A 23078-nucleotide genomic window follows, 5' to 3' on the forward strand; every position below is an offset into this window, starting at 1 on the left:
CCTTTATTATAACTCTAGACAAACAGAAAAGTCCTTAGAAAAGTGAATGTCTAAGGACTTTGTCTTCAATCTGAAACAGCATCTTAATTGATGCTGTTTTTTATTTATTTTTCAACGTAAGATATAAATTATCTTATTTCTGCATTAACTTTCTCAACGAGTGATTTAGTGATTTTTTCCATATATTTAGCCACTTCTTCGTCCGTTAGATTGTCATTAGGGTTTTGGAAAGTTAAGCTATAAGCCATTGATTTATACCCTTCTGAAATATTATTTCCAGCGTAGACATCAAACAGTTTAATCGCTGTTAGACGTTTTACCCCTGATGACTCAATTGCTGACACAATATCATGATGACTAACAGATTCTGCAAGTAATAATGCAATATCGCGAGATACAGACGGATACTTCGTAATATCTTCAAAAATCAACGCTTGGTTCATTTGACTTTCAATAGTTGATAGATTGATTTCAGCAACATAAGTTTCAGGAGTATCATATTGTTTTGCAGTTTGTGGGTGTACTTGACCAACAAAACCAATCTCTTTCCCATCTAATAAGATAGTTGCTGTACGACCTGGGTGCATACTTGCTAAACCTTTTTGTGCTACAAAAGTAACATCTAATTTTAATTTAATAAAGAGCGCCTCTACAATACCTTTGGCGTAGAAGAAATCAACTGGCTTGGCTTTTGTTTGGAAATCTTTTTCCTCTACTAGACCTGTTAAGGCAAAAGTAAACGTCTCTACTTCAGTTGGTAAATCTTCTTTTGGATTACCAGTTTGTTCAAAAACTTTTCCTATCTCATAAACTGCAAGGTTACTGTTTTTGCGAGCAACGTTATAAGCAATTGTATCAAGCATTCCTGAAACAACATTTTGGCGAAGTGCTGAGCGATCAACAGTCATCGGCCACATAAGTTCAGTTATATTAGTTGGTTGAGTTGAGAACTGCACTGCTTTTTCTGGAGTTGTTAAAGCATAGGTGATAATTTCAGATAATCCTGCTCCTTCAGCAACCGTACGGACTCTACGACGTAAGCGTTGCATACTCGTTAATTCTCCTGCAGTCGCTCCGGCTTCTGGCAATGTTGTTGGTAATTTTTCGTAACCATAAATACGGGCAATCTCTTCAACTAAGTCAGCTTGAATGGCAATATCCCATCTACGACGCGGTACCAACACAGTAAATTTCACTTCTGAACCAGAAATAGCAAAGCCGAGTTTTTCAAATACTTCTTCAATATCAGTATAGGTAAGTTCTGTTCCCAAACGAGTATTAACGTAACCAAGAGTCGTTGATACCTCTACCGGCTCAGTTGGAAGAACTCCTTCTGTAACTTGCCCAGAAAGAACTTGACCGCCTGCCAATTCTTGTAACATTGCAGCCGCAAAATCCATAGCCTCTGAAACCGTATCATAATTGATACCTTTTTCAAAGCGAGAAGATGACTCTGAACGAAGGTTGAGTCTTCCACTTGTTTTGCGGATACTTGTTCCATTAAATACTGCCGCTTCAAGGACCACTGTCTTAGAAGAACTATCAATTTCAGTTGATTGTCCTCCCATAACGCCTGCCAAAGCAACTGGTTGATCATTTACCGCAATGACCAAGTCATCAGCTATTAAGTCACGCTCTTCACCATCAAGAGTAATTAACTTTTCACCATTCTCAGCATTACGTGCTACTATAGTTGTCCCATCAAATTTATCAAAATCAAAAGCATGCATTGGTTGACCATAAGTCAAAAGAACATAGTTTGTCACATCAACAACATTATTAATTGGACGTATACCAGCATTCATCAGTTTATTTTGAAGCCATTGTGGACTTGGTGCAACTGTTACATTCTTAACAATACGAGCCGAGTAAGATAAAACTTTATCTGATTCAATGACAACAGAAATCTTATCAGCTGCCCTTTCTGCTTCTTCAATGAGATTTTTTTCTTCAAAATGAACTTTTTTCCCATAAATTGCTGCCACCTCATGGGCAACACCACGCATTGAAAGAGCATCTGCACGGTTTGGTGTAATTGATAATTCAATAATTTCATCATCTAAGTCAAGATAAGAGAAAATACTATCACCAGGTATAGCTCCCTCAGGTAAAATTTGGATACCATCAGAAAACTCTTTTGGAATGATACTTTCCGATAAGCCCAACTCTTGAAGTGAACAAATCATTCCAAGTGACTCCATACCACGGATTTTACCTTTTTTAATCTTATAGTTATCTGCAATACGAGCACCAGGAACCGCTACGATAACATTAATACCAGTCTTGACATTTGGAGCACCACAGACAACTTGACGAAGTTCATCGTCCCCTGTATCAACTTGACACAAATGTAAGTGGGTATCTGGAACATCTTCACACGAAACAATATGACCTACAACTAATTTTGATAAACCTTCCGCTGGTGTCTCTACACCTTCAACCTCAATACCAGTGGTTGACATTTTCTCAGCTAGTTCTGCTGTTGTGACATCAACATCCACTAACTCTTTTAACCATTTATACGATACTAACATGTAATTTCTCTCTATTTATTTTCTTTTATTTTTATACAAGTGCTTTGTAGTTTTTAGTGTAAACTTTTTCTTAATAACCAATCCGTATCCACTTTATCACCTACTGAAAATTGGTGCTCAGAAAATTTTTCAAATCCGTATTTAGCGTAAAATGCCTGAGCTTTATGATTAAACTCCCAAACACCTAACCAAGCCCAATCTAAGCCTGATTTATAAGCTAAATCCAAAGCAAATTCGAAAGTAGCCTTACCTATACCTTTCCCTTGGTAGGCATCTAGAAGATAAATCCTTTGAATTTCAAATGCTTTATCAAGAGCTTTTTCAGTTTGCTGACTTCCCCAGTTTACTTTTAAATAACCCACTAAATCTGTATCAAGATAAACAAAATAAGTATCAGATTCAGCATGGGTAATTTCCGATTTTAATACTGGTAAAGTGTAAGACTCATTGAAAAATGCTTGAAGTTGTTCCTCACTATTATCATGAGAAAACGTCTGCCGAAAGGTTTCTATAGCAAGATTCTGTAAAATATTCACATTATCAAGGCCAACCTTTTTAAAAGTAATTTGAGACATTAGAAAACCTCCTATTGAGTAAGGTAATAGCGTTAACATAAATTTATCATCACACCAATGATACTACTTGCTATCTAAAATCTTAAAATTGATCTGTGAAGCGAACATCACCTTGATAGAAGCCACGAATGTCATTGATACCGTAGCGTAACATTGCAATACGTTCTTGACCTAAGCCAAAGGCAAAACCGGAGTATTTCTCAGAATCAATACCAGACATTTCCAAAACACTTGGGTGAACCATACCAGCACCCAATATCTCAATCCAACCTGTCTGTTTGCAGACATTACATCCCTTACCTCCGCACTTGAAGCAAGAGACATCAACTTCAACTGAAGGTTCTGTGAATGGGAAATATGAAGGACGAAGTCGGATTTTACGCTCTGCTCCAAACATTTTTTGAGAAATCAGTTGAAGTGTTCCTTTGAGGTCGCCCATTGAAATATTTTCTCCAACAACTAAGCCTTCAATTTGATGGAATTGATGGCTATGAGTAGCATCATCAGTATCACGACGGAAAACACGTCCAGGAGAAATCATTTTTAAAGGCCCTTTAGAAAAATCATGTTGGTCCATTGTTCGTGCTTGAACAGGCGAAGTATGAGTACGTAGCAAGATTTCTTCTGTAATATAAAAAGTATCTTGCATATCACGGGCTGGATGATCTTTTGGTAAATTCATTCGTTCAAAATTATAGTAGTCTTTCTCAACTTCAAAACCATCAACCACTTGGAATCCCATACCTAAAAAGATATCTTCAATCTCTTCGCTAGTTTGTGTTAAGACATGACGGTGACCTAATGTCATTTGACGACCAGGCAAGGTAACGTCGACACTCTCAGACTCTAACTGTGCTTGAATCTTCGCAGCTTCCACTACTTTAGCTTGTTCCTCAAACGCTTTTGTTAAAATATCACGTACTTCATTGACTTGTTTTCCAACAACTGGTCGTAAATCATTAGATAAATCTTTCAGACCTTTTAGTAATTCTGTTAGAGAACCTTTTTTTCCTAAAACTTGTACACGTAAGTCTTGTAATTCTTTAGTGTGGTTCCCAGTCATTTCTTTAAGCTTTTCTTGAGTTGATATTTTCAACTCTTCTAATTGTTTTTGTAAATCCATCTTTCCTCCAAGTCAAAATAAGTAGCTTTGAAAACAAAAAAAGCGTGCCACTACCCCTTAATCGGAGCGTTGACACGCGGTACCATCCGTTTTCTATCTGATCGACCAATCAGACCTTAATTATAGTCCTATTTGTGAGTGAATTCCACCCTCTTTCACTGATTCAGCTTGCAGTCACGGCTGAACTCCCTAAGCAGCTTCCCTTGGTTTACTAGTCTCACAGACCTCTATTCAATTAAAGACTATTTTATCAAATTTTTCAGTCTTTAACAAGCACTATTAGATAAAGATTACTTTGTCTGCTTCACTTTTCCTGTTGCATAATCAAATAATAATCCCGATTGTACATTAGGAATAAAAACGTTAAATTCTAAACTTCCATCTGAAGATTTAGCCTCAATATGTGATCCCGAAGATAAAAGATTATCTCTGTCATAAATTAAAGTCACACGATACCTAACAGTTTTATGACGATCCAATGCTTTACGAACTAAAGTTTCATAATAATTTTGCCCTGTTGATTGGTTGCTATTAGCTTGGTTTGCCCAAGCTGCTTGTGTGGCAATATTTTTAGGATTACTTGTGGAGGCATCAAATCCTCTTAAACTCCCTACTAAAGCATAACCAATTAAATGACCTCTGTCCACAGCGTGGTTATAGCTCCCTTTTAATCCATTTATCTGATGCCATCCAGCTGGTTTCCAATAAGTTCTACCATTCCCTGTTTCTTCTCGATTTCGATATTGACGAGTTGCTTTTGTTAATAAGGCATTTGCTTTAGTCGGAACAATTTGGTTATTAACCTTCTTTATTTCATTAATAGCATATGGTGCACTTGACACTTTAGCATTCAAATCTGTTTTATTTTGATTAATGATAAAAGCACCTGACTGGTTCCAAGCTATATTTGTTCCCAATTGTTTTTTAACATTGCTAGTCAAAACAGATTCAGATAACTCTCTACTAGGAGTTCCTGATACATTTTTAAGGGAAGTATTTTTGCCAGATTCATTACTAATAATTAAATCTGTCACCTGTTTTAAAATGTGATCATTAGGCAAAGATTTGCTTTCACCTAACCCTATTGCCAGTAATGAAAAAAGCAAAGTTACAATCGAAGCTGTTATTTGTTTTTGTTTTTTTGTCATTGTATTATTCTACTGCTAAAATTAACTCTCAAAGGAAACCACTATAAGCATCAAATAACTTATAGTGGCTCTTTCTATTTTCCTAAAAATTTTCCAATAATATTTTGCCATTTATCCAGCGATAAAATAGAGTAAGCATGCTCTCCGTCACCAAAAACACTATAACCCAACATCAATCCAACCGCTAAAAACAGCAAGGCTAACAGTATGACTAATACTATTAGACCGATTTGTTTTAATACATATTTCCAACCACTAGATGCCATATTACGCCTCACTTACACGTTTAATATTAGCACCAAGAGCCGCTAATTTTTCATGGAATTGATAATAACCACGGTCTAAATGGGTTAATTGGCCAACTACTGTTTGCCCTTGCGCAACCATTCCTGCCAAGATTAAAGCTGCACTAGCTCGTAAGTCAGTAGACATGACCGGTGCACCTTGTAAGGCTCTCCCACCATGAATCATTGCAGTATCTCGTAAAATTTCCGTTTGTAATCCCATGCGACGCATTTCTTCCAAATGTTGAAAACGATTTTCAAAAACTGTCTCAATCATAGTTGATTCGCCATTAACTACTGCCATTAGAGCTGTAAATTGAGCTTGCATATCAGTAGGAAATCCTGGATGAGGGAGTGTTTTCACAGTCACTGGCTTCAATTTTTTAGTATCAGCTTTTACACGAATACCATCTTCTTCCTCTGACACTTCAACACCCATCTCCATCAATTTAGAGATTAAAGGACGGTTATGTTCCCAAATAGCATCCTTTACTAGAACATTTCCAGAAGTCATAGCAGCTGCCACCATAAAGGTTCCAGCTTCAATACGATCTTGGACAACATCATGTTCTGTACCATGTAAAGCATCAACACCAATGATCGTTAATGTTTCCGTACCAGCACCCTTTACTTTAGCTCCCATTTTATTTAGTAACTGCGCAAGGTCTACAATTTCTGGTTCACGTGCAGCATTCTCTATCGTTGTTGTGCCTGAAGCAAGTGTAGCAGCCATCATCAAGTTTTGAGTAGCACCGACTGAGGGAAAATCCATGTATATATTAGCCCCCTTAAGCTTTTCAGCTTGGGCAGTAATATCACCACCATTTTGTGTAATCGTAGCTCCCATAGCTTCTAAACCTTTAAGATGAAGGTCAATTGGTCGGCTACCAATTGTACAACCGCCTGGCATTGAAACCTTAGCATGGCCATTTCTAGCTAAAATAGGTCCCAAAACAACAATAGAAGCTCTCATTTGACTAACAAATTCATAAGGTGCAACATCTAAAATATCACCTGAGGCGTCCACTAAGATTTCTTTTTTATCGCAATTAAAGTCAACTTGAATATCTAAACCACGAACAACATTGTTCATTGTAAATACATCAGACAAGATAGGAACATTTGTCAATAATGTTTTCCCTTGGCTTGGTAAAATTGTGGCTGCTAAAAGAGGTAAAACTGCATTTTTAGCTCCTTCAATAACAACTTGACCTTGAAGTCGCGTTTGCCCACCTTCCACAATAATTTTATCCATTTGAATCTCCATTCTTATAACAATAGTAAGTTGATTATATCATAGTTCAGCTAATATTTCCTTTATTGGAGAGCCCAAAAGATTGATTGACACAACTGAATCACTTCCAATAAAAAATGACTAACCACATAGCCACCAACTATACTTATCAACAAAATAAAAACTTTTAATTTTGAGATGTTTTGAGGGGACATTTTAATCATTTTAGACCAGTCAAATAAATCTACAAAAAGTTGATAAAAAAGGGTAATAAAAATAAAATTACTAACTATAGTTACTATATTTAATATCATATTCATGCCTTCTATTATACACTAAAAAAGCCTAATTAGTCACAAAACTAATTAGACCATTTTTCTACTTTTTACCGACGCTAATACGGTTAATTGCGCGACGAAGAGCAACCTCAGCTCTACGCATCTCATCAATATTCTGAGTTGTTTGAGCTTTTTCTAATGCACGCTCAGCGCGTTCCTTAGCCCGTTCTGCACGGTTAAGGTCTATATCACGTGCTCGTTCTGCTGAATCCGCAACAATTGTCACCTGATCCTCATTAACTTCAATTATACCACCATTAACAGCTACCCAGTCTACACCTTCTTGATGAGAACGATTAATCTTCATCTGATGAACAATAAGGGGAGCAATCAAATTTATGTGACCTGGTAAAATTCCCATTTCACCATCTGGCGTTCTAACAGTAATGAGACTAGCGTGATGGTCATATCTAATACCATCTGGTGTTACTACTTGAACAGTCAATTGTGCCATAGCATCACCTCATTAATAGTTCATTTTTTCTGCTTTTGCGATAACATCCTCAATACCACCAACCATACGGAAGGCATCTTCTGGAATTTGATCATGTTTACCATCTAAGATTTCTTTGAATCCGCGAACAGTTTCTTCAACCGGAACATATGAACCTGGTTGACCAGTAAATGTTTCTGCAACATTGAAGTTTTGAGAAAGGAAGAATTGGATACGACGTGCACGTCCAACCAACGTTTTTTCCTCATCTGATAATTCATCCATACCTAAAATCGCAATGATATCTTGCAACTCACGGTAACGTTGAAGAACACGCTGTACTTCTGTTGCAACTTCATAGTGCTCATCTCCAACAATTTCTGGTGTGAGTGCACGAGAACTTGAAGCTAATGGGTCAACGGCTGGATAAATCCCCATTTGTGTCAATTTACGTTCAAGGTTAGTTGTTGAATCTAAGTGAGCAAAGGCTGTAGCTGGCGCAGGGTCAGTATAGTCATCTGCTGGCACATAAATAGCTTGGATTGAGGTAACAGAACCTTTTTTAGTTGAAGTGATACGCTCTTGTAATTGTCCCATTTCTGTAGCAAGTGTTGGTTGATAACCAACGGCTGAAGGCATACGACCTAAAAGCGCTGACACTTCTGACCCAGCTTGTGTGAAACGGAAGATATTATCAATGAAGAGAAGCACATCTTGTCCTTCTACATCACGGAAGTACTCAGCTATTGTAAGACCAGTAAGTGCCACACGCATACGTGCTCCTGGTGGTTCATTCATTTGACCAAAGACCATAGCCGTTTTTTCAATAACGCCAGATTCTTTCATTTCCCAATAAAGGTCATTCCCTTCACGAGTACGTTCTCCTACACCAGTAAATACTGAAATACCACCATGTTCTTGGGCGATGTTGTGGATTAATTCTTGAATAAGAACGGTTTTACCAACACCCGCACCACCGAAAAGTCCAACTTTACCACCTTTTAAGTAAGGTGCTAATAAGTCAATAACTTTAATACCAGTTTCTAAGATTTCTGATGATGTTGATAATTCATCAAACGATGGTGCTTTTTTATGGATTGGTTGACGTTCTGCATCTTCTGCAAAAGGCTCTTCAAGATCAATAGCATCTCCAAGAACGTTGAAGACACGACCCAAAGTATCCTTACCAACCGGCACACTAATTGCGCGACCAGTATCTAATACTTCCAAACCACGTGTAAGCCCATCAGTTGATTCCATAGCGATTGTACGAACGAGGCCGTCACCAAGTTCAAGAGCAACTTCAAGTACTACTTTTTGTGACTTATCGCCATTTTTATAGACAATCAATGCATTATTAATCTCAGGAAGTTTGTCGCCACTTGCAAATACAACGTCAACGACAGGTCCAACTACCTGAGCAATTTTGCCTGAGCTCATGTATTTCTCCTTATCATATGATACAAAGGATTTAAAATACCTTTGTTCACTATTTTTTCTATAGACTAATTAATTATTCAAGTGCATTAGCACCTGCAACAATTTCTGTAATTTCCTGTGTGATAGCTGCTTGACGAGCACGGTTATATTGAATAGTTAAATCATTAATAACATTTTTAGCATTATCAGTTGCAGTCTGCATAGCTGTCATACCAGCCGCATGCTCTGCTGTTTTAGCATCAATAATAGCTCCATAAATCAAACTCTCAGTATATTGAGGCAATAATTGCTCCAATATAACTTCACGGTTTGGCTCAAGTTCAAAACCAGTAATCACTCTATCCTCAGAAGCCTCTTCTGCATCCAATTCTTTGATAGGAAGCATTTGTTGCATTCTGACTTGGCTAGTTAAACTGTTAACATGGTGATTGTAGCAAACATATAATTCATCAAACAACTCATTTTTGTACATTTCAACTGCTTGAGCAATAATTTTACCAACTTGATCAAAACTTGGTTGGTCCTCTAAACCACGTAATTCGAAAGAAACATTCATTCCACGTGCTTTGAAAAAATCAGAACCAACACTACCAATTGAAATAATGGCATAATCATCATTCTCAGTATGATAGTCAGTTATAGTGTCCATCATCGCTTTTAAGATTTTTGAATTGTAACCACCAACTAAACCCTTATCAGAAGTAATAACAATATAACCTGTTTTCTTCACCGGACGTGAAGCTAACATAGGGTTATCTGATCCAGATACTAAGTCTGACTTCAAGAGGTTAGTAGTAATTTGACGAATTTTAGAGGCATACACTTGAAAATCTCTAGCAGCTTGTTCAGATTTAACCAACTTGGCAGATGAGACCATCTGCATTGCACTAGTAATCTTACTTGTTTTTTCTGTAGAGAGAATCTTGTCTTTAATTTCACTAAGAGAGCCTGCCATATTAGAACCCTCCTATTATTTAAATTGTGATTGATCTTTAAATGCTTGAATAGCAGCATCTAATTCTGCTTCTTCTGGTAAATCTTTTGTTGTGCGGATTGTTTCGAAGAGATTATCATAATGAGCATCAAAGTAATCATACAAAGCTTCTTCAAAAGCTAAAATATCATTTACAGGTACATCATCAAGGAATCCATGTGTTAGAGCATATAAAATCACAACTTGTTTCTCAACTGGTAATGGTTTGTGTAATGGTTGTTTTAACACTTCCACTGTGCGACGACCACGATTTAGTTTTGCTTGTGTTGCTGCATCAAGGTCTGAACCAAATTGAGTGAATGCCTCAAGTTCGCGATAAGAAGCAAGATCTAGACGAAGCGTACCTGCAACTCTCTTCATCGCTTTAATTTGCGCTGCACCACCAACACGAGATACTGATGAACCTGCATCAATCGCTGGACGAATACCTGAGTTAAAGAGATTTTCTTGCAAGAAAATTTGGCCATCAGTAATTGAAATAACGTTTGTAGCAATATATGCTGAGATATCACCTGCTTGTGTTTCAATGAACGGAAGCGCTGTAATCGAACCTCCACCTAAAGCATCTGATACTTTAGCTGAACGTTCCAAAAGACGACTATGAAGGTAGAAAACATCCCCTGGGTAAGCTTCGCGACCTGGAGGACGGCGAAGAAGAAGCGAAAGTTCACGATAAGCTACGGCTTGTTTTGATAAATCATCATAAACAATCAAAACGTGTTTCCCGTTATACATGAATTCCTCAGCCATTGCTACTCCTGCATATGGAGCAATGAAAAGTAATGGAGATGGTTGTGATGCTGAAGCTGTCACAACGATTGTATAATCAAGGGCACCGTATTTACGCAAAGTTTCAACTTGTGTACGTACTGTAGACTCTTTTTGACCGATAGCCACATAGATACAGATCATATCTTGACCTTTTTGATTCAAGATTGCATCAATCGCTACAGACGTCTTACCAGTTTGGCGGTCACCGATAATCAATTCGCGTTGACCACGTCCGATAGGAACCAAAGCATCAATCGCTTTGAGACCTGTTTGAAGAGGCTCAAAAACTGATTTACGTTGCATGACACCAGGTGCTGGTGTTTCAACTGGGCGTGTTGCTGTCGTCTCAATTTCACCTAGTCCATCAACTGGTTGACCAAGCGGATTGACGACACGTCCAATCATAGCTTCCCCTACTGGTACTTCCATAATTTTACCAGTACGTTTTACCACATCACCTTCACGAATTTCTGAGAAATCACCCAAAATAATGATACCCACGTCATTAGACTCAAGGTTTTGAGCCATACCGTACGCACCATTTGAAAATTCAAGAAGTTCTCCACTCATAGCATTATCTAGCCCACGAGCACGAGCAATACCATCACCGATATATGTAACAATACCAGTTTCTGTGACGTCAAAATTTGGCTGGAAGTCTTCAATTTGCTTTTTAATTAAAGCGCTAATTTCTTGTGCATTAATTGCCAAAAGTCACACCACTTTCTATTTTAATTTCATTTTAAATTGATGTAATTGATTACGAACACTTGCATCAATTACTTTATTGTTTGCATTGACAACAAATCCACCAACAATAGATGGGTCAATGTGCTCAACTAACTGTCCATTTGGTAAAGCTAATTTAGTTTTAGCAATATCAAAAAGACGTTCTTTTTGTTCTGGAGACAAGGCAACTGCAGTTGTAATTTGAATTGGATATTGACCATTCACTTTGATAAGTTCCTGATCAACTGATTTCAAAATAGGATATAGAAGTGCTTCACGTTCATTTTGTACAATAACCTCAAGGAAATTAACAAGATAAGTTGAACATGATGTTTGCAATGTCTTCACAAAATGTTGTTTTTCATCATGTGAAACGGCAAGACTTGACAGGACACCCTCAAGCTCGCTTGTTTCAAAAATATCAATTAAAGCTGCTACTTCTTGTTGGATTTCTTCAACAATTTTATGTTCAATGGCAACTTCAACAAGGCTTTTTGAATATTGCTCAATTAGAGCCTGCGTCTTTTTATTCATTAGGCATCTCCTAGCTTTTTAATATAGCTATTAATGAGATTACTCTGAGCTTCTTTATCAAGATTTGATACCATAATTTTTTCAGCTAATAAAACTGTTAAATCTGCTACTTCACCCTTAACATCTGCTAGTGCTTCTGCCTTATTTTGGGCAATATCTTGATGTGCTTTTTCTTTTAATCGATCAGCTTCAGTTTTTGCTTCTGAAATAATTTGATCACCTTTTGCAAGACCTGTCTCTTTAGCGTTATCAATGATTTGATTAGCTTCAGTTTTAGCGTTAGATAGTTCTTCCTCACGCTTAGTTGCAAAAGCTTCAGCTTGTTGACGTGCCTGTTCAGCAGTATCAATATCATTAGCTATCTTTTGTTCACGGGCTTCAAAAATACCTGTGATTTGTTTCCATGCAAAAGTCTTAATTAAGATAAATAAGAGAAGCACAGAGCCAGATACGATAATGATATCACCAATCGTTGTACTATTAATAAGTATTGACATATTTCTCCTCTCTTTTCTTATTCTTCTTCGTCACCATGAACTTTGTGTCCAATATAACTTGAGCTCAAGATAATGAACACATACGCTTGGATGAAACCAATAAACATTGAGAATGCTGTCCAAACGATATTCAATGCAAAAGCTAGTGGACCTGTAAATGGTGATAAAACTGCAAGTTGTAAAAGTAATCCAGTGACAACTTCACCAGAAAAGATATTACCAAAAAGACGCAATGCTAATGAAGCAACATTAGTAACTTCTTCCAATAAATTCATCGGAAGCATTGCTGGTGTTGGTGATAAGAAACCTTTGAGATAACCACCAATTCCTTTTTTGCGAATACCTTCAATATGACAAATAAATGCTACTAATAATGATAATGTAATATCTACACCAAAATTAGCGGTCGGAGATGTCCAAAAATTATGCTCATGTGTTTTCAATGATGTCATCAATCCTAAGTTGTTAGCAATGAAGACAAAACTGAATAAAATAAACATCAATAAACTATAATTTTTAGTATAATGTCCTAAATTTTGTGAGATTGTATTATTAACAAGCTCATAGACATATTCTAAGACATTCTGCTTACCTTTTGGTTTTATTGTCATCTTACGACTAGCCCAGAAGACTAAGATAAAGATAATAGTAATTGTCAAGAGAGACATAGCTAGGATGGTTAAATCAAAATCAATGCCTAAAAAAGATACGGTTGGATTACTTGTAGATTCCAATCCTCATCCCTCCTTTTTTTCTAAATTGTCGTCTATCTTACTAAGAATGTAAACGCAAATAGAACGAAGAAGGTACCTTCAATGAAGGCCACACCTGTAAACATCAATGTTTGCAGTTTGCTAAACATTTCGGGCTGACGAGCCGCTGATTTGGCAATATTTGCAACCAAAATTCCTTCACCGATTGAAACACCCATCACGGCGAAACCAAGTGCTAAAATAGCTAAATTCATAATAGAATTCTCCTTTAAAAAATATTTACTCCGTTATTTTATTCCTATTTCTTGTGCATGTCAATGAATTTCCTCATTTGATTACGTTTTCATGAAATAGTTTGAGATGGTTTACACAATCCTTTTCAAATAACAATTTTTAGTTTTTTTAGCTTTAATTTAATCCCTTATTAAGATATGACAACACTTTATTTTTGATATAGTGTCTCTTTACATTAATAATATTTTACCTTATAGGATAATAAAATCTCTATACTAAAGTGGTTTTACATAAGAAACGTTTAGCATAGAGATTCGATAAGCTTATCAACTAATCACTAAAATAAAGTGATTATTGTAGTTGCTGATACAGTTGTTCGTAAGCAACACATGCTGTATCCCATGAAAAATCTTTTGACATAGCTTGCCATTGTAACTTTTTCCACGCTTCAGGATAATCATTATAAACTTCTAATGCTAGTTTTAGAGTTTGCATTAACCAATAGCCTGAAAAATGATTAAATGAAAAACCTGTACCACTACCATCAAATTGATTGAAGGCTACCACAGTATCTTTTAATCCTCCAACTTCATGTACCAAGGGTAAGCTACCATATCTCATAGCCATCATCTGCGAGAGACCACAAGGTTCAAAAGCACTTGGCATCATGAAAATATCTGAAGCTGCATAAATCTGTTGCGCTAATCTTAAGTCAAAAGTAATATTAGCAGATAGTTTTTCAGGGTAACGACTAGCAAAATAAGAGAACGTTTCTTCAAAATGGTGATAGCCTGTTCCTAAAATAACCATTTGAATATCTTGTTGAAGCATATTGTCCAATTCAGAAGCAATAATATCAAATCCTTTTTGATCGGTAAGTCGTGAAACAATACCAATTAATGGTACATTTTTATCTTGAGGTAAGCCCAAATTTTCCTGTAAAGCCAACTTATTTTTAATTTTGCCCTCTAAGTTGCTTTTTGAAAAATGATATGGCAAAAAAGCATCTGTTTCTGGATTTAACAAATCGCTATCAATACCATTTACAATTCCAGATAATTTGCCTGTTTCCATACGCATAATTTGGTCTAAACCTTTACCAAATTCTGGAGTTTTTATTTCATTTGCGTAGCTTGGTGATACCGTTGTCACTCTATCTGAGTAAAGAATTGCTGCTTTCATCCAATTAAGACAATTATTCCATCTAAGAGTTCCATCTTCATATCTCTCAGCGCCAACTCCAAATAAATCTCCTAACATTTCTGGACCAAACTGCCCTTGAAATTCAATATTGTGAATAGTAAAAACTGTTCTTATATTATTATAGGTCTGAATCCAGTGGTACTTCTCTTTCAATAAGAAAGGAATCATTGCTGTATGATAATCATGGACGTGTAAGACATCGGGAATAAAATCGATTTTCTCCATCAACTCTAAAGCAGCTAATTGGAAATAAGCAAAACGCTCCCCATCATCCCAATCACCATAGACATGACCTCTATAAAAATAATATTGATTATCAATAAAGTAGAACGTAACATTATCTTGAGAAAGTCTCTTAACTCCTACATATTGATGACGCCAGCCAACATCTGTATAGAAATACATGAGGTTTTCTATTTGGTCTCCAAATTTTTGGTCTACCATATCATAATATGGCATGACAACAGCGACATCATGACCTTTTTTACTAAGTGATTTTGGGAGTGCGCCAATCACATCTCCCAAACCACCTGTTTTAGCAAAGGGAGCACCCTCTGCCGCAACAAACATTATTTTCATTGTATAATATCCTCATTAATCTCTGAAAATTTAGGAATCACTAACGGTTTATCTAAACTACCTTTCAATGTAACTCCGGGTGCAACCTTAACGCATTTGTCAATAATAGTATTTTCAATGGTTGCCCCTTCCCCGATTTTTACTTTTGGAAAGATAATACTATTGACTACTCGAGTCCCTTTTTCAAGGAGACAATTTCTAGAAACGATAGAATGATCTAAATAACCTTTAATAATACTTCCAGAGGCTAGTTGCGAATTAGAGACATTTGATTGTTTATCAAAATAAGTAGCTTCCTCATTTTTCACCTTAGTATAAACTTTTTGGTTTGAAAAGAAGAGCGAATAAAATTTATTTGGTGTTAACATGTCCATGTTAGCATCATAATAGGATTTAATAGAAGAAATGTTTGACAAATAACCAGTGTATTCAAAAGCCAAAGCATTACTTTCAACAATTAAATCACGAAGTAAGAAGCGGAGTTTACGTGGTTCATTATTTTGAGCTTCCTCTTCCATTTTTTCGATTAACCAAGGTGTGTTGATAACATAAATCTCAGCAGACATTTTTTGGTTATCGTCATTATCTACAGCTTTACCTAGACTCACCACATGATCAGATTCATCAATGGTCAAGACTTGATTAGCCTCTGCAATAGCTGATCTCGGCATTTTTTTATAAACCACGGTGGCTTGCGCACCATTTGCATTATGCAAGTGGATTACTTGACTTAAGTCAATATTACAAAGCATATCACAACTCATATATATCGTCTGGTCGCTACCCGAACGCCTCAAATAAGTTAAAATTTGATCGTAATAATCCCCCTTGACTGTACGAGTATCATCGTCTGTATCATAGAATCCTAAAGAATAATGACTCAACAATGTACCTAAGCCCCACTCACGACCACTTCTAATATGGTCAAAAACAGAGCGAACATTATTCCCACGAAAAATACCATAAATACTTCTAACGCCTGCATTAGCTAAAGAGGATAATTGAAAATCAATTAAACGATACTTACCATCAAAAGGTAGAGAAGCAAGCGGACGATTATCCGTCAAACTGTGCATATCTGGGTAACTAACAGTATTTCCTAAAATCGCAGTATATTTATCAATCTTCATTTGGAACCCCCACTACTTCTTTATAACCAATAACTTCTACTTCTTTACTTCCATCAATCACAACACCATCACCGATAACAGCATCCTCACCGATAATAGCTCGATTTATCTTTGCACCTTCACCGATAGTCGCGCCACTCATAACAAAAGAGTCTTTAATAATAGCATTTGGTTTTACCTGGACATTAGTTGACAAAATGGAGTGCTCAACATTCCCTGCAACAAAGCATCCATCTACAACTAAAGAATCTTTAACATTTGCATCTTCTGTCATGAAATTAGGTGGTGCAATCAAATTTTTAGAATAGATTTTCCATGAACGATCACGACTATGTAATTTGTTATCTTCTCCAATATATTCCATATTAGCTTCCCAAAGTGATTCAATAGTACCAACATCTTTCCAATACCCATCAAAATTATAGGTATAAACACGTTCACCCGATTCAAGGTATGCTGGTATAACATTTTTACCAAAGTCTGACATGTCTATGCCGTTCTTTTCACCATCAATTAAAACTGTCCGTAATCTCTTCCAGTCAAAAATGTATATTCCCATTGAAGCTTTTGTTGACTTAGGATGTTCAGGTTTTTCTTCAAATTCGACAATACGGTCGTTTGAATCAGTATTCATAATTCCAAAACGGCTTGCTTCTTTTAAAGGAACATCTAAAACAGCGACTGTTAAGCTTGCTAAATTATCTTTATGTGTCTGTAGCATGTCATCATAGTCCATTTTATAGATGTGGTCCCCAGAGAGAATGAGTACATATTCTGGATTAATACGATCAATGTAGTCAATATTTTGATAGATAGCGTGGCTGGTACCTTGGAACCAGCGATTACCTTCTGTTGCAGAATATGGTTGTAATACAGTTACTCCCGAATCGATACCATCTAGTCCCCAGCTAGATCCGTTTCCAATATGAGTATTTAGTTCCAGCGGTTGATACTGAGTAATAACTCCAACATTATTAATACCTGAATTCGCACAATTTGAAAGCGCAAAGTCAATAATACGGTAACGACCTCCAAATTGAACAGCAGGTTTCGCAATGCTCTGAGTCAATTTCCCGAGTCGAGTGCCTTGTCCTCCGGCGAGAATGAGTGCTAACATTTCATTTTTCATATTATTCTTTCCTTTCAAAATGAGGTTACTAAATTACAGACTTATTTACGAAGCCGACGTTTTATTTTCCAAACACTTGCCCCAAGGGCTGGTAATGTAAAACTTAAAGTATGATCATAATCTTTCCATGTAGCCACTTGTGTTTTCGTTACAGGATTGTGGTTTTTCCAAACACCTCCAAACTCTTCCATTTCAGTATTTAAAACTTCTTCATAAATACCCGCTTGCGGAACACCAATAGTAAAGTTAGGGCGTTCTACAGGAGTCATATTAAAGACACAAAGTAACAAATCGCCTTTATCATCTTTTCGTATAAAAGATAAAACAGTTTCAGATTTATTATCCGCATCAATAATTTCTAGCCCATCAAAGGAATCATCAATACGCCATAGGCACTTATGATCTTTATAAAATTGATTCAATTGTTTAGTATAGCGTTGCATCTTTTGGTTCATATCATCATTTAAGTTTCCCCATTCTAGTTGATCATTATATTTCCATTCTAAAAATTGACCAAACTCACTTCCCATAAAGAGAAGTTTTTTCCCAGGATGACACATTTGATATGCATATAAGTTACGTAAACCAGCAAATTGATTATAACGGTCACCCCACATTTTATGCATCATACTCTTTTTACCATGTACTACTTCATCATGTGAAAAAGCTAGTACAAAGTTCTCATTGAATATATACATAAAACTAAAGGTCACTAAATTAAAATCATATTGCCTATAGAGAGGATCTTCTTCATAAAAACGCAGGATATCATTCATCCAGCCCATATTCCATTTAAAGTCAAAACCCAATCCTCCAGACTCTAAGTCTTTAGTTATTGGGGTAGAAGCTGTTGACTCTTCAGCAATCATCATAACATTAGGATGACGCTCTTTAATTACTTTGTTAAGTTTCCTTAAAAAGTGATACCCTTCCAAATTACGATTATCCCCAAATTGGTTAGCTTCCCATGGTCCTTCATCATAATCGAGATATAACATATTACTAACCGCATCAACACGAATACCATCAATATGATAATATTCAATCCAGAATAAGGCACTCGAAATCAAAAAGGATTGTACTTGATTTTTTCCTAAATCAAAGTTCAGAGCTCCCCATCGATAGTTATGCGCACGATCATGATTTTGATACTCATAAGTAGCAGTTCCATCGAAATAGGCTAAAGCATCATCATTCTGAATAAAGTGTCCTGGAACCCAATCTACAAGAACTCCTATATTATTTTTATGACATGCTTCTACAAAGTCTTGAAATTCTTCTGGAGTACCATAGGTATGTTCAAAAGCAAAATACCCCATTAATTGATATCCCCAACTCATATCAAGCGGATGTGCCATTAAGGGCATAAATTCAACATGAGTATAATTCATCTCAACAAGGTAGGGGATTAAGTAGTCTTTTAACTGAGAAAAAGTCATAGGATGTCCAAAATCATCTTTTTTCCATGAACCAGCATGAACTTCGTAAATATTAATTGGACGCTTCTGAAACCCCAGACGTTTGCGTCTTCCCATCCAAAGGCCATCTTCCCACTTTTTATTTCTAAGCACTTTAATAACACTTGCAGTTCCAGGACGTCTTTCCATATAAACTGCCATAGGATCGATTTTCTCAACTACTTGACCACCTTTACGAGTAACTAAATATTTATATAAATCACCTTCGCGCGCATCCAAACTGTTAGCTTCCCAAACTCCTGCTTGATTTTTGTTCATTTGGAGAGGGCGATTTCGCCAATCTGTAAAATCTCCAATAACTTGAACATTTTCAGCATTAGGAGCCCAAACTCTGAAACAAAAGCTTTCATTTTCGCTATGTACGCCTAAATAATTCTGGAGATGAAAATTTTCACCTATTCCAAAAGTATATAACTCATCTTTATTGGACATCTATTCACCTCACAGGTCCTACTAGTCAATATAAGACAAAAATATTTCCTCAATGGTACAAAAAAAGAGGAATGCTTTTTCCTCATACAGACGCATCTGAAAATATTTCACCCTCTATATTTCCGAAAAATTAACTAAAATATAAGAAACTCAAACTCAAATTCAAATCAAATTCCTTAATATACACAAAAATAACCTGAATGTTTTCAGGTTATTTTGTAATATCAAGGATCATTACAGAAAGCTCATCATCTAATGAATCTATCGCTTTTCCTTCTTCATGATTTGATATTATTATATCACCTATGAAAGGATTCTGCACGCGTTTTCCTTTAATATTGAAAATTATTTTTATTTTCTTATGTTCTTCGACTGTAAAACTTATGAAACCTGAATGGTATTGAGCAGACTCTACAAAAACATGTTTGCGAATTTCTTCAAAGCTAGAGTAAGAAAAGTAAGGAGAGTTTGTCTTCAAAGTAATTATTTTCCTAATAAAATTAATAGTACTCTTATGAAAGGTAACATTATCCCAGTTGACCTGATTAACTTGGTCTGGGGCATTGTAAGAATTCATAGCCCTTTCTTTATCTGCTTGAGTAAGTTGACCTTTATCACCTGTAGGATAACACTTTGTTCGAAGAAATTCCTGACCTAATTGCATGAAAGCCATCCCTTGCATCAATAGATTCATAGCACTAGCTACTTCAACTCGGTAAATATGTTGTTTCTCGTCGTCATTAGGATGTAATTCCCATAGCAAATCATTTAAGTTGTAGTTGTCATGTGCTTCAACATAATTTAAAACTTGACTAGGATCAATGTATGATACTAACTCATCACTTCCTAAAATACCTTTTGCAACAATATCTTCTGTACTGTTTCCAGAAACTAAGCCTTTTTTAAATTCTCCGTAAATTTCCGCACCTTTGACAGCGTCTCTTACATCATCATTGAAAAAGCCAATTCCAGGCATCTGATAAGCATTATCTTTTTTAGCTTTATTTTGAGGCATGAGACCAGCTCCCATATCCCATCCTTCTCCATAAACCAAAATACGAGGGTCGATTTTATTTAGCTCATTTCTTATAATGTTCATCGTTTCTACATCATGTAGTCCCATCAAATCAAATCGAAAACCATCGATATTATATTCTTTCACCCAATACAAAACTGAATCAAGAATATACTTACGACACATTTCTTTTTCACTAGCTGTTTCATTACCACAGCCTGACCCATTTTGAAATGTTCCATTGTGATTCATTCGATAATAATAATCTGGAACCGTTAGTTGAAATGCAGAATCAGTTGATGAAAAAGTATGATTATAGACAACATCCATAATAACACCAATGCCTGCATCATGGTACGCTTGGATAGCAGATTTTAATTCTAAAATACGCGTTGCAGGTTCATGTGGATTACTAGAGAAGCTTGCTTCCGGAACATTGTAGTTTTCAGGATCATATCCCCAATTATAAGCATAGTGACCATCATCATCAAATGTCTGATGATGATCGAAAATTGGTTGAAGTTGGATATAGTTAACTCCTAAGTCTTGCACATAATCAAAGGTCGTTTTATCACCATGCTGATTAACTGTATCTTTTTGATGCAATCCCTTAAATTTTCCTTGATAATCTGTCTTAACTCCTGAAGTCTCAGATATCGAAAAATCACGCACATGCATTTCGTAAATGACTGCTTGATTGGGGTTTTCGAGCCGCCACTTAGCTTCTTTTCCATGACTTATTTTAAATCCTTCCGGAGTTAATGCTTCTGGAGCAATAACAATAGACCTTTTACCATTTGCAGTCGTTGCAATGGAATAAGGGTCTCTCGTAATTTTAAAGGTACGTCGTCTATAGTAGACTCGATAAGTATATGCTTGGTAATTATAGTTTCCTTCAAGTTCAGTAAACCAGACTCCATGGGTGTTTTCTTTATGATTTTTATAATTGACGGCTGTCCCTCTTTTCATAGAAAGAACTTTTGATACACTTGCTGTTTCATCTGTCGAATGATATAAAATCAGTTCTACACGTTCCGCAGTAGGGGCCCACAATCTAAAAGCCGTTTTAGTTTCTGAATATTCAAAACCTAACCAACCATCAAATCCCCATTTTTTATCAAACGCTCTACTATTGATTGCCATATCGTAGGCATGAGGTTGGCGTCTACTATAATGATGGCTACTAACTGCTGCTTGACGAGAATAATACAGATTGTCATCCCCATCTACAATCCAAACTTCTTTACGTGCACCACCTTGAGTACAATCAATGCGATAATCTATTGTTTTATGATGCCAATTTTTATCCTTAACAATCACATAATAATGGCTTAAAAAATATGGCAAGGGGTATTTTAGTATCGCAACAGCACCAAAACTGTCAAACCGTGAAAAATGAGCATCTTGACCCTCTGAGCCATCGCGCCACTGCCATAAACTTAAATTAAAGTAATTTTTCTTTCGGCTATGGTAATGTACAATGACAGTATTATCCATTCATCAATCTCCTAATCCTTCTAAATCATCTACCTCATTAGCAAACTTCTGTGCAATAGCTTCTATCGCTAATTCATCTTTATCTAAAACTAAAGCATCATCCGAAATTTCATCAGTATTAGCAAAGAACCTAATATGATTTTTAAGGTTTGCTAGAGTAATGGGAGCATCTCCTCCATATTCTCCATCTAAGTTAATCATCATACGCTCGTCTGATAGGGGTTCGATAGTTAGATAAGACGTTTTAATATACTCTACTCGTTTATCATTAATATGTTTTCCACCTGCAAGCACTAAACGAATGAGATGCATAATCTCAATAAGATTTGCAGTTTTTACTAAAATAAGGGTAAATTTCCCATCATCCAATTTGGCATCAGGTGCAATTTGTTCAAACCCTCCTACAGAATTTGTGATGGCAACAAAAATCATTGAAGCATCACCGATAAATTCACCCTTATCGTGAGTAATTTTGACTGGTACTTTTCGAACTCGAGGTAATAATTCAACACCCTTTGCTAGATAAGCAAGATAGCCAAACGTTGTTTTCAATTGACTTGGTACACTATAAGTTAACTCTGTCAAACTACCTGCAGCTGCAATATTAATAAAATAATTGTCCTCTTGAGCTTGACCAATGTCCATCTTAACGATTTGATTTTTACCAATTAATTTAGTTGCTTCAATAGGATTACCTCGCGGTATTTTTAAGGCACGAGCAAAATCATTAGTTGTTCCAGTTGGAATAATTGCCATCTTAGGACGACGTTTCAAAGGAGCAATACCATTAACAACTTCATTAATAGTACCATCTCCACCTGCTACAACAATCAAATCAAAACCAGCTTGAGCAACTCTAGCAGCTTCATCTCTGGCAGAATTTTTAGTTGGCGTTGTTTGAAAGGCTGATGTTTCATACCCAAATCCTTCAAGTATATCAAGAACTTCCGCTACATTTTTTTTCATAATTTCTTGACCAGAAGTTGGGTTATAAATTAAACGCGCTTTTTTTTGTTTCTTCATTTCTTCCTCAC

Annotated in this window: 21 protein-coding genes; all 21 read right to left on the bottom strand. The window is 36.2% G+C overall.

All coding sequences use genetic code 11. From position 1 onward, the window contains the following. Positions 1-128: 128 nt before the first annotated feature. A complete protein-coding gene (pheT, locus tag HMPREF9171_RS107150) occupies positions 129-2534 on the bottom strand; it encodes a phenylalanine--tRNA ligase subunit beta (RefSeq protein ID WP_000961582.1) in 2406 nt (801 codons plus the stop codon). A 53-nt stretch (positions 2535-2587) separates the two neighbouring features. After that, entirely contained in the window at positions 2588-3109 is a 522-nt protein-coding gene (locus tag HMPREF9171_RS107145; protein WP_000078401.1) for a GNAT family N-acetyltransferase, read from the bottom strand. Between the two features lie 82 nt (positions 3110-3191). Beyond that, the gene (gene pheS, locus HMPREF9171_RS107140) at positions 3192-4232 is read right to left on the bottom strand and encodes a phenylalanine--tRNA ligase subunit alpha (protein ID WP_000365655.1); all 1041 of its coding nucleotides are present in this window, start codon (positions 4230-4232) and stop codon (positions 3192-3194) included. A 290-nt stretch (positions 4233-4522) separates the two neighbouring features. Beyond that, positions 4523-5380 carry a DNA/RNA non-specific endonuclease gene (locus HMPREF9171_RS107135; protein WP_000163020.1) on the bottom strand — a complete coding sequence of 286 codons (858 nt, stop codon included), beginning with the start codon at positions 5378-5380 and terminating at the stop codon, positions 4523-4525. Positions 5381-5454: 74 nt separating this feature from the next. Then, positions 5455-5646, bottom strand: a complete 192-nt coding sequence (locus HMPREF9171_RS107130; RefSeq protein ID WP_000168511.1) for a DNA-directed RNA polymerase subunit beta — start codon at positions 5644-5646, stop codon at positions 5455-5457. A 1-nt stretch (position 5647) separates the two neighbouring features. Beyond that, complete coding sequence (murA, locus tag HMPREF9171_RS107125; protein WP_000357880.1) at positions 5648-6919, bottom strand: UDP-N-acetylglucosamine 1-carboxyvinyltransferase; 1272 nt, start codon at positions 6917-6919, stop codon at positions 5648-5650. Between the two features lie 62 nt (positions 6920-6981). Next, positions 6982-7212 (bottom strand): DUF1146 family protein, encoded by a 231-nt coding sequence (locus tag HMPREF9171_RS107120; protein ID WP_000602602.1) that lies wholly within the window; start codon positions 7210-7212, stop codon positions 6982-6984. Positions 7213-7276: 64 nt separating this feature from the next. Then, complete coding sequence (locus HMPREF9171_RS107115; RefSeq protein ID WP_000068053.1) at positions 7277-7690, bottom strand: F0F1 ATP synthase subunit epsilon; 414 nt, start codon at positions 7688-7690, stop codon at positions 7277-7279. A 12-nt stretch (positions 7691-7702) separates the two neighbouring features. Further along, positions 7703-9109: a F0F1 ATP synthase subunit beta gene (gene atpD / locus HMPREF9171_RS107110; RefSeq protein WP_000094375.1), complete on the bottom strand. Its 1407-nt coding sequence runs from the start codon at positions 9107-9109 to the stop codon at positions 7703-7705. Positions 9110-9182: 73 nt separating this feature from the next. Beyond that, positions 9183-10064 (bottom strand): F0F1 ATP synthase subunit gamma, encoded by an 882-nt coding sequence (locus HMPREF9171_RS107105; RefSeq protein WP_000919083.1) that lies wholly within the window; start codon positions 10062-10064, stop codon positions 9183-9185. A gap of 15 nt (positions 10065-10079) precedes the next feature. Then, the gene (gene atpA, locus HMPREF9171_RS107100) at positions 10080-11585 is read right to left on the bottom strand and encodes a F0F1 ATP synthase subunit alpha (protein ID WP_000996613.1); all 1506 of its coding nucleotides are present in this window, start codon (positions 11583-11585) and stop codon (positions 10080-10082) included. A 15-nt stretch (positions 11586-11600) separates the two neighbouring features. Continuing rightward, complete coding sequence (locus tag HMPREF9171_RS107095) at positions 11601-12137, bottom strand: F0F1 ATP synthase subunit delta (RefSeq protein WP_001036757.1); 537 nt, start codon at positions 12135-12137, stop codon at positions 11601-11603. Further along, positions 12137-12634 carry a F0F1 ATP synthase subunit B gene (gene atpF, locus HMPREF9171_RS107090; RefSeq protein ID WP_000025480.1) on the bottom strand — a complete coding sequence of 166 codons (498 nt, stop codon included), beginning with the start codon at positions 12632-12634 and terminating at the stop codon, positions 12137-12139. The genes HMPREF9171_RS107095 and atpF overlap by 1 nt, the downstream gene beginning before the upstream one ends. Positions 12635-12651: 17 nt before the next feature. Further along, positions 12652-13368 carry a F0F1 ATP synthase subunit A gene (atpB, locus tag HMPREF9171_RS107085; protein WP_000446421.1) on the bottom strand — a complete coding sequence of 239 codons (717 nt, stop codon included), beginning with the start codon at positions 13366-13368 and terminating at the stop codon, positions 12652-12654. Positions 13369-13400: 32 nt separating this feature from the next. Beyond that, positions 13401-13601, bottom strand: a complete 201-nt coding sequence (locus tag HMPREF9171_RS107080) for a F0F1 ATP synthase subunit C (protein ID WP_001046538.1) — start codon at positions 13599-13601, stop codon at positions 13401-13403. A gap of 331 nt (positions 13602-13932) precedes the next feature. Then, a complete protein-coding gene (gene glgA, locus HMPREF9171_RS107075; RefSeq protein WP_000699865.1) occupies positions 13933-15363 on the bottom strand; it encodes a glycogen synthase GlgA in 1431 nt (476 codons plus the stop codon). Further along, the gene (glgD, locus tag HMPREF9171_RS107070; RefSeq protein WP_000687080.1) at positions 15360-16493 is read right to left on the bottom strand and encodes a glucose-1-phosphate adenylyltransferase subunit GlgD; all 1134 of its coding nucleotides are present in this window, start codon (positions 16491-16493) and stop codon (positions 15360-15362) included. The genes glgA and glgD overlap by 4 nt, the downstream gene beginning before the upstream one ends. Continuing rightward, on the bottom strand, positions 16483-17622 hold the full coding sequence (locus HMPREF9171_RS107065; RefSeq protein ID WP_000787289.1) for a glucose-1-phosphate adenylyltransferase: 1140 nt from the start codon (positions 17620-17622) through the stop codon (positions 16483-16485). The genes glgD and HMPREF9171_RS107065 overlap by 11 nt, the downstream gene beginning before the upstream one ends. A 41-nt stretch (positions 17623-17663) precedes the next feature. Then, entirely contained in the window at positions 17664-19532 is a 1869-nt protein-coding gene (gene glgB, locus HMPREF9171_RS107060) for a 1,4-alpha-glucan branching protein GlgB (protein WP_000066073.1), read from the bottom strand. 211 nt (positions 19533-19743) lie between these two features. Beyond that, on the bottom strand, positions 19744-22044 hold the full coding sequence (gene pulA, locus HMPREF9171_RS107055) for a type I pullulanase (RefSeq protein ID WP_000370749.1): 2301 nt from the start codon (positions 22042-22044) through the stop codon (positions 19744-19746). Between the two features lie 3 nt (positions 22045-22047). Then, entirely contained in the window at positions 22048-23067 is a 1020-nt protein-coding gene (locus HMPREF9171_RS107050; protein WP_000744292.1) for a diacylglycerol kinase family lipid kinase, read from the bottom strand. Positions 23068-23078 lie beyond the last annotated feature (11 nt).

Source organism: Streptococcus agalactiae ATCC 13813 (genome assembly GCF_000186445.1).
In the GTDB taxonomy this organism is placed as follows: domain Bacteria; phylum Bacillota; class Bacilli; order Lactobacillales; family Streptococcaceae; genus Streptococcus; species Streptococcus agalactiae.